Source organism: Dellaglioa sp. CoH-56-MRSF-13 (assembly GCF_056782095.1).
The window spans coordinates 1-282 of record NZ_JBXAYC010000156.1 but is presented as its reverse complement, the minus strand read 5'-3'; the positions used below and the strand labels follow the sequence as shown (position 1 = coordinate 282).

1 protein-coding gene is annotated in these 282 nt (G+C 62.1%); it reads left to right on the top strand.

Features of this window, described 5'->3' with window-relative positions; genetic code table 11:
* On the top strand, window positions 1–282 hold a 282-nt coding region (locus AC1RP1_RS08290), incomplete at both ends, for a hypothetical protein (RefSeq protein WP_481762768.1).

The window sequence follows — 282 nt, the reverse complement described above, 5'->3', positions numbered from 1 at the left end:
GGCCAGTACGAGTTCGAGACGCAGGCGCTGCTCATCGTTGCCAATGACGCAGATGTTGAGGGCCCGGAGGCGGCCGCGTACGAACGCGGGTATCAGGTCGGCGTCGAAAAGGCGTTGGACGAGTTCCGGACGCTCGTCGATGATGAGACGTACGAAATTGGGGGCCATGCTGCGACGTTTGTGACGAAGCTTGCGGATCGCGTGCAGGACGCGCTGCTCAATAGCGCAAAGGGCTCCGGCACGGATACGGAGGCTGTATACCCGGACCACGAGCGCGATTAC